The 8,219-nt window shown below is 72.6% G+C and carries 7 protein-coding genes; 1 reads left to right on the top strand and 6 read right to left on the bottom strand.

The features are described from left to right. The 5 genes from NWP09_RS09950 to ilvD form a co-directional block, all read right to left on the bottom strand. Positions 1-1,176 (bottom strand): FAD-binding oxidoreductase (locus tag NWP09_RS09950; protein ID WP_258275356.1); only part of this gene is annotated, 1,176 nt, incomplete at its 3' end. Between the two features lie 139 nt (positions 1,177-1,315). Then, a complete protein-coding gene (ilvC, locus tag NWP09_RS09945) occupies positions 1,316-2,341 on the bottom strand; it encodes a ketol-acid reductoisomerase (RefSeq protein ID WP_258275355.1) in 1,026 nt (341 codons plus the stop codon). Between the two features lie 27 nt (positions 2,342-2,368). Then, a complete protein-coding gene (ilvN, locus tag NWP09_RS09940) occupies positions 2,369-2,884 on the bottom strand; it encodes an acetolactate synthase small subunit (protein WP_258275354.1) in 516 nt (171 codons plus the stop codon). Then, positions 2,884-4,671, bottom strand: a complete 1,788-nt coding sequence (locus NWP09_RS09935; protein WP_258275353.1) for an acetolactate synthase large subunit — start codon at positions 4,669-4,671, stop codon at positions 2,884-2,886. The genes ilvN and NWP09_RS09935 overlap by 1 nt, the downstream gene beginning before the upstream one ends. Positions 4,672-4,703: 32 nt before the next feature. Then, positions 4,704-6,401, bottom strand: coding sequence for a dihydroxy-acid dehydratase (ilvD, locus tag NWP09_RS09930; protein WP_258275352.1), 1,698 nt, complete (start codon positions 6,399-6,401; stop codon positions 4,704-4,706). A gap of 99 nt (positions 6,402-6,500) precedes the next feature. On the opposite strand from ilvD, the gene NWP09_RS09925 reads away from it, so the two are divergent. Continuing rightward, a complete protein-coding gene (locus tag NWP09_RS09925) occupies positions 6,501-7,337 on the top strand; it encodes a sugar phosphate isomerase/epimerase (RefSeq protein ID WP_258275351.1) in 837 nt (278 codons plus the stop codon). A gap of 13 nt (positions 7,338-7,350) precedes the next feature. Here NWP09_RS09925 and NWP09_RS09920 read toward each other — a convergent pair. Beyond that, positions 7,351-8,219: YhgE/Pip family protein (locus tag NWP09_RS09920; RefSeq protein WP_258275350.1), on the bottom strand; the 869-nt coding region annotated here is incomplete at its 5' end.

Here is an 8,219-nt window from a genome sequence, read left to right as displayed (position 1 = left end):
CGTGCCGAGCGTGCGGCCCGCCGCGACCGGCGTGGCCCCGCGGCGGCGGAGGGTCCGCGCCCAGTCCGGCTCGGAGCCGGCGATGCGCCCGGCGAGGGCGATCGCGCTCATCGCGCCGCCGCTCATCCCCCACTTGTCGAACCCGGTCGCGAGCAGCACGCGCCCGCGCGAGCCGACCCGCGCGCCGATCCAGGGCAGGCGGTCCGGGGTCCGGTAGTCCTGCGCGCTCCACACGTGCGTTCGCTCTGCGCCCGGCCACTGGCCGCGCACCCACTCGTCGAGCTCGGCGACGAGCCGGCGGGGGTCGGGGTGGCGCCCCACCGAGTGCCCGGGACCGCCCGCGACGAGCACCTCCTCGTCGCCGATGCGTGCGGTGCGGAGCGAGCGACCGGGGCTGTCGACGCTGAGCGCCATCGGCTCCGGCAGCGGGGCGGGGATCCGGTAGGCGGCGGCGTAGGAGCGGTGCGCCTCGAGCAGGGCCGACGTGACGCGAGCGGGCACGGGCGCCCCGGTCGCGAGCACGACCGCGTCGGCGTGCCACTGCCCGGCGTCGGTGTCGAGCTCGACGCCGGGGCCCGTCGTGCGCGCTCGCCGCACGGCGGCCCGCACGATCGTGCCGCCGTGCGCCCGGATGTGCTCGGCGAGCGCGGCGAGCGCGGCCATGGGGTGGAGCTGCGCCTGCGCCGCGAGGCTGATCGAGCCGGCCGTCGCGAACGGGAGCCCCTCGCCGCCGCCGTGCTCGACCGGCAGCCCGAGCTCGCGGGCCGCCTCGAGCTCCCGCTCGAGCGACTCGGCGCCCTCGGCTCCGAAGGCGAAGGAGAGGGCCGAGCGGCGCTCGGCCGCGTCGGGGCGCGCCTCGAGCAGTGCGAGCAGCCTGCGCTGGCCCTCGAGCGAGCCCTCGACGTACGCGCGCACGGCGTCGGCCGGGGCGAGCTCGAGGATCCGGTGGAGGCGGTCGCCCTGGAGCAGGCTGAGCTTCGCGGTCGTGCTGCCCGTCGCGACGGCCCCGACGTCGCGCGCCTCGAGCACCACGACGCGCGCGCCGCGCTCGGCCAGCAGCGCGGCGGTCATGAGCCCGGTGATGCCCGCGCCGACCACCGCGACGTCGAACCCGTCGCGGCGATCCGCGCCGTCGAAGCCGATCGAGGGCGCTGTTGCCTGCCACAGAGATGCCATGGGCCCACTCAACGCGGGCGGGGCGGCCGCCGCAATGCGCGGGCACCCAGGAAGCGCTGAAGGCGCGCTGGAGCTGGAAGAGGGGGCCCTTTCGGGCCCCCTCCGCGACGCCAGCGCCGACGCCCGTCCCGGGCGTCGGTTACCGCTGGGCCGAGCCGTCGGTGTAGTCGGCGTCGGGCTGCTCCCAGGCGAACAGCGCCCGCAGCTTCTGCCCGGTCGCCTCGATCGGGTGGCCCTCGGCCTTCTCGCGCAGCGCCTTGAACTCGGGCGCGCCCGCGTCCTGGTCGCCGATGAACCGCTCGGCGAAGGCACCCGTCTGGATGTCCTTCAGCACCGCCTGCATGTTCTCCTTGACGTGCGGGTCGACCACGCGCGGGCCCGAGACGTAGTCGCCGTACTCGGCGGTGTCGGAGACCGACCAGCGCTGCTTGGCGATGCCGCCCTCCCACATGAGGTCGACGATGAGCTTGAGCTCGTGGAGCACCTCGAAGTAGGCGATCTCCGGCTGGTAGCCGGCCTCGGTGAGGGTCTCGAAGCCGTACTGCACGAGCTGCGAGACGCCGCCGCACAGCACCGCCTGCTCGCCGAACAGGTCGGTCTCGGTCTCCTCGGTGAAGGTGGTCTTGATGCCGCCGGCGCGGAGGCCGCCGATCGCCTTCGCGTACGACCACGCCGTCTGCCACGCCGAGCCCGACGCATCCTTCTCGACGGCGACGATCACGGGCACGCCGCGGCCGGCCTGGAACTCGCGGCGCACGGTGTGGCCCGGGCCCTTGGGGGCGACGAGCACGACGTCGACGCCCTCGGGCGCCTCGATGTAGCCGAAGCGGATGTTGAAGCCGTGGCTGAAGACGAGCGTCTTGCCCTCGACCATGTGCTGCGCGACCTCGTCGTTGTAGATGTGGCGCTGGTGCTGGTCGGGGGCGAGGAGCACGACGACGTCGGCCCACTCGGCGACCTCGGCGGGCGTGCCGACCTCGAAGCCGGCCTCGGTGGCCTTCTCGCGGCTCTTGGACTCCGGCTGCAGGCCGACGCGCACCTCGACGCCCGAGTCCCGCAGGTTCTGCGCGTGCGCGTGGCCCTGCGAGCCGTAGCCGATGATGGCGACCTTCTTGCCCTGGATGATGCCGAGGTCGGCACCGTCGTCGTAGATGACGTCAGTCATGCTGTCTCCTTCGTGTGGTTCGTGCGTTCAGGAGCTCTGCTTGAGCACGCGCTCGCTGATGGACTTGCCGCCGCGGCCGATGGCCAGCAGGCCGGACTGCGCGATCTCCTTGATCCCGTACGGCTCGAGGAGCTTCAGGAGCGCCTGGCACTTCGGGGAGTCGCCCGTGACCTCGATCACGAGCGCGTCGGTGGTGACGTCGACGACGCGGGCGCGGAAGAGCGTCGCGGCCTCGAGGATCTGCGAGCGGGTCGAGTTGTCGACCTTCACCTTGATGAGCATGTGCTCGCGCTGCACCGACTGGCCGGGCTCGAGCTCGACGATCTTCACGACGTTGATGAGCTTGTTCAGCTGCTTCGTGACCTGCTCGAGGGGCAGGTCCTCGACGTCGACGACGACGGTGATGCGGCTGAGCCCGGGCACCTCGGTCTTGCCGACCGCGAGCGACTCGATGTTGAAGCCGCGGCGGGCGAAGAGGCCGGCGACGCGGGTCAGGAGGCCCGGCTTGTCCTCGACGAGGAGCGACAGGACGTGCGTGCTCATCACTCCTCCTCCCACACGGGGCTGTGCTCTCGCGCGTACTGCACGAACGAGTTCGACATGCCCTGCTTCACCATCGGCCACACCATGGAGTCCTTCGAGACGATGAAGTCGATCACGACCGGTCGGTCGTTCGTCTCGAGCGCGAGCTTGATCGCGGGGTCGACCTCCTCGGGCTTCGTGACGCGGATCGCGAGACAGCCGTACGCCTCGCCGAGCTTCACGAAGTCGGGGATCATCTTGGCGTCGTCGCCGGTCTCGAGGTCGGTGAACGAGTACCGGCCCTCGTAGAGCAGGTTCTGCCACTGCCGCACCATGCCGAGCGACGAGTTGTTGATGATCGCGACCTTGATGGGGATGTCGTTGAGCGTGCAGGTCGCGAGCTCCTGATTGGTCATCTGGAAGCATCCGTCGCCGTCGATCGCCCACACGACCCGCTCGGGCTCGGCGACCTTCGCGCCCATCGCCGCCGGCACGGCGTAGCCCATGGTGCCAGCGCCGCCGGAGTTGAGCCACGCGTTGGGGCGCTCGTACTCGATGAACTGCGCGGCCCACATCTGGTGCTGGCCCACGCCCGCGGCGTAGATCGCCTCGGGGCCGGTGAGCTCGCCGATGCGCTGGATCACGTGCTGCGGCGAGAGCTTGCCGTCGCTCGGCTCCGCGTAGCCGAGGGGGAACCGGGCCTGCAGGCCGTGGAGCCGCTCCCACCAGTCGGCGAGGTCGGGCTTCCCGCCCGCGGCGCGCTCCTGGAACGCGACCGACAGGTCGCCGAGCACCTCGCGCACGTCGCCCACGATCGGCACGTCGGCCGTGCGGATCTTCGAGATCTCGGCAGGGTCGATGTCGACGTGGATGACCTTCGCGTCGGGCGCGAACTCGCTCACCTTGCCCGTGACGCGGTCGTCGAAGCGCGCGCCGAGCGCGACGATGAGGTCGCACTCCTGGAAGGCGAGCACCGCGGGCACCGTGCCGTGCATGCCCGGCATGCCGAGGTGCTGCGGGTGCGAGTCGGGGAACGCGCCGCGCGCCATGAGCGTCGTCACGACGGGCGCGCCGGTCGCCTCGGCGAACTCGAGCAGCTCGGCCGACGCCTTCGCGCGGATGACGCCGCCGCCGACGTAGAGCAGCGGGCGCTCGGCGCTCGCGAGCAGCTGCGCCGCCGCGGTGATCTGCTTGCCGTGCGCCTTCATCACGGGCCGGTAGCCGGGCAGGTCGACCTTGTCGGGCCACACGAACGGGGCGGAGTCCTGCTGCGCGTCCTTCGTGATGTCGACGAGCACGGGGCCGGGGCGGCCGGTGGATGCGATGTGGAAGGCCGCGCGCAGCGCGCCGGGCACGTCCTCGGGCCGGGTGACCTGGAAGGTGTGCTTCGTGATCGGCATCACGATGCCGGTGATGTCGGCCTCCTGGAACGCATCCGTGCCGATCAGGTGGCTGAACACCTGGCCGGTGATGGCGACGAGCGGCACGGAGTCCATGTAGGCGTCGGCGAGCGCCGTGACGAGGTTCGTCGCGCCGGGGCCGCTCGTGGCGAGGCACACGCCGACCCGGCCGGTCGCGGCCGCGTAGCCCTCGGCTGCGTGGCCGCCGCCCTGCTCGTGGCGCACGAGGATGTGGCGGATCGCCGACTGCTGCATGAGCTCGTCGTAGAAGGGGATGATGGCGCCGCCGGGGATCCCGAAGACGTCGGTGACCCCGAGCAGCTCGAGCGACTTGAGCACGGCGCCCGATCCTGTGAGGGTCGGCGGTTCGGCGCTGCGCGGGGCGGCAGGCCTGGCTGTCATGGACATGGCTCTCCTGGGCTGGTCACGCGTGACGAGCGTCAGCCCGTGACGGCTCCGCGCGCGGCGGACTGCACGAGACGGGCGTACTTGGCGAGGACTCCGCGCGTGTAGCGCGGTGGCAGCGGCTCCCAGCCCTCACGCCGGGAGGCGAGCTCTGCCTCGTCGACGATCAGGTCAAGCGAGCGAGCGGCGATGTCGACCCTGATGCGGTCTCCGTCGCGCACGAAGGCGATCGGACCGGAGTCGACCGCCTCAGGGGCGATGTGGCCGATGCACAGGCCGGTTGTGCCGCCTGAGAATCTGCCGTCGGTCAACAACAATACATCCTTGCCGAGGCCCGCGCCCTTGATGGCGGCGGTGATGGCGAGCATCTCGCGCATGCCGGGGCCGCCCTTCGGGCCCTCGTAGCGGATGACCACCACGTCGCCCGCGCGGATCTCGCCGTTGGTGAGGGCGTCCATCGCGGCGCGCTCGCGGTCGAACACGCGCGCGGGGCCCTCGAACACCTCGGCGTCGAAGCCGGCGGTCTTGACGACCGCGCCCTCGGGCGCGAGCGAGCCGTCGAGGATCGTGAGACCGCCCGTCGCGTGGATCGGGTCCTCGAGCGCGCGCACGACCGTGCCGTCGATCGGCTGCGGGTCGAGCTCGGCGAGGTTCTCGGCGACCGTCTTCCCGGTGACGGTGAGCGCGTCGCCGTGCAGGAGGCCCGCGTCGAGGAGCGCCTTCATGACGACCGGCATGCCGCCCACGCGGTCGAAGTCCTGCGCGACGTACGCGCCGAACGGCTTGACGTCGGCGAGGTGCGGCGAGCGCGCGCCGATGCGGCGGAAGTCGTCGAGCGTGAGCTCGACGCCGGCCTCGTGCGCGATCGCGAGCAGGTGCAGCACCGCGTTCGTCGAGCCGCCGAGCACCATGGCGACGGTGATGGCGTTCTCGAACGCCTCCTTCGTGAGGATGGCGCGCGCCGTGATGCCGCGGCGCAGCAGCTCGACGACCGCCTCGCCCGACTTGCGCGCGTAGTAGTCGCGGCGGCGGTCGGCCGAGAGCGGCGTCGACGAGCCGGGCAGGCTCATCCCGAGCGCCTCCGCGATGCACGCCATCGTGTTCGCGGTGTACATGCCGCCGCACGCGCCCTCGCCGGGCGCGAAGCCGCACTCGATGCGGTGGAGGTCCTCGGCGGACATCTTGCCGGCCTTGAACGCGCCGACCGCCTCGAACGAGTCGATGATCGTGAGCGACTCGGGCACGGTGCCGTCGCTCAGCTTGACGAAGCCGGGCGCGATCGAGCCGGCGTAGACGAACACGCTCGCGAGGTCGAGGCGCGCCGCCGCCATGAGCATGCCCGGCAGCGACTTGTCGCAGCCGGCGAGCAGCACGGTGCCGTCGAGGCGCTCGGCGCTCACGACGACCTCGACCGAGTCGGCGATGACCTCGCGCGACACGAGCGAGAAGTGCATGCCCTCGTGGCCCATCGAGATGCCGTCCGAGACCGAGACCGTGCCGAACTGCAGCGGGTAGCCGCCGCCCGCGTGCACGCCCTCCTTCGACGCTCGCGCGAGCCGGTCGAGCGAGAGGTTGCACGGCGTGATCTCGTTCCACGAGCTCGCGATGCCGATCTGCGGCTTCTCCCAGTCGCCGTCGCCCATGCCGACGGCCCGCAGCATCCCTCGGCTCGTGGTGGCCTCCACGCCGTCCGTGACGGCGCGCGAGCGCGGCTTGATGTCGATCTCAGGCATGGCCCGATCCTACGCCGCGAGGGATGTCAGATCGGCGCCCGGCCGGCGGTCGGCGTTCTCGGAGCGTGGCGCACACCGGGAGGGTCTACCGTCGTCAGCATGATCAAGGTCGGCCTGAGCACGATCTCCGTCTTCCCCAAGGGCGTCGAGGACGGGTTCCGGCTCTCGAGGGACGCGGGCTACGACGGGGTCGAGGTCATGGTCACGACGGATCAGCGGACCCGCAGCCCCGAGCGGCTGCTCGAGCTCGCCGATCAGTACGAGCAGCCGATCATGGCGATCCACGCGCCGGTCGTGCTGCTCACGACCTTCGTGTGGGGCCGCGACCCGTTCGTGAAGCTCGACCGCTCGGCGGAGCTCGCCGTCGCGGTGGGCGCGCCGACGGTCGTGGTGCACCCGCCGTTCCGCTGGCAGGGCAAGTACGCGCGCACGTTCGAGGATGCGGTGCGGCAGACCGAGCGGAAGCACGGCGTCGAGGTGGCCGTCGAGAACATGTTCCCGTGGGCGGCGGGCGGCATCGACCGGCAGGCGTACCTGCCGGGCATCGACCCGAGCGAGATGGACGTCGAGCACGCGACGCTCGACTTCTCGCACTGCGCGCTCGCGAAGCGCGACTCGATGCAGCTCGCGCTCGACCTCGGCGACCGACTGCGGCATCTCCACCTCACCGACGGCGTCGCCGCCGAGGAGGGCCGCGTCTTCGACGAGCACCTGATCCCGGGCCACGGCAACGAGCCGGTCGCCGACGTGCTGCAGATGCTCGCGGCGCAGCAGTGGACGGGCCAGGTGATCGCCGAGATCAAGACCCGCTACGCGCGCAACGAGACCCAGCGGCTGCGGCTGCTCGTCGAGACGCTCGAGTTCGCGCGCGAGCACCTCGGCCAGCGCGAGCCGGCGGCGCTCGAGGGCGAGTCGTCGTCGACCGACCGGGCCTGACCGCGCGCGCCGATCACAGCGGCGCGGGCGCGGCGGGCGCGAGCGCGTCGAGGGCGCGGATGCGCGCGCTCTTCGTGCGCCGACGCATCGCGCCGACGGCCAGGTAGGCGGCGAGCAGCGCGAGCCCCAGGAACACCACGAGCATCCCCACCGGCGCGGCGACCGAGCCGGACCCGCTCGCCGACGCGAGCAGCGCATCCACCGCATGCGTCATCGGCAGCGCCGGGGCGATCGCCTCGAACCCGCGCCCGAGCACGTCGCGCGGCACGATGCCGCCCGCCGCGACCGCCTGGAGCGCGAGCAGCACGAGCGACACCGCTCCCCCCGCCGGGCCGAACCAGCCGAGCAGCGCGATGTGGACGAGCGTCGCGACCGCGCCGAAGAGCAGCGCCACGCCGAGGGTGACGGGGCTCGACGCCCAGTCGACGCCAGCGATGCCGTGCACGACCGCGGTCGCGAGCACGGCCTGCAGCACGACGACCCACGCGGAGCGCACGAGCATCGCGACGAGCACGCGGCCGTGCGACTCGGCGCTCGCCGCGACGCGGCGGGCGCTGCGGGCGAGCACGAGCACGAGCGCGAGCGCGCCGAGCCAGAGCCCCACGGGCACCGCGACGGCGGCGACCCGCGCCTCGCCGCTCGGCAGGGCGCTGCGCTCGTCGAGGTCGAACCCGACAGGGTTCGCGGCGACGTCGGAGAGGTTCGCGAGCTCGCTGTCGCTCAGCTGCGGCATCGCGGCGACGCCCTCGCGGAGACCCGTGCCGAGCTCACGGCCGCCGTCGCCGAGCTGCGCGGCGCCCGACTGCGCCGACCGCGCGCCCTCGGCGAGCTGGGATGCGCCGGCGGAGAGGTCGCCGAGGCCGCCGGCGAGCGCGTCGGTGC

This window comes from Agrococcus sp. HG114 (genome assembly GCF_024723325.1).
Lineage (GTDB): Bacteria > Actinomycetota > Actinomycetes > Actinomycetales > Microbacteriaceae > Agrococcus.
The sequence above is the reverse complement of the archived record's forward strand: the minus strand, read 5'-3'. Positions and strand labels throughout refer to the sequence as shown.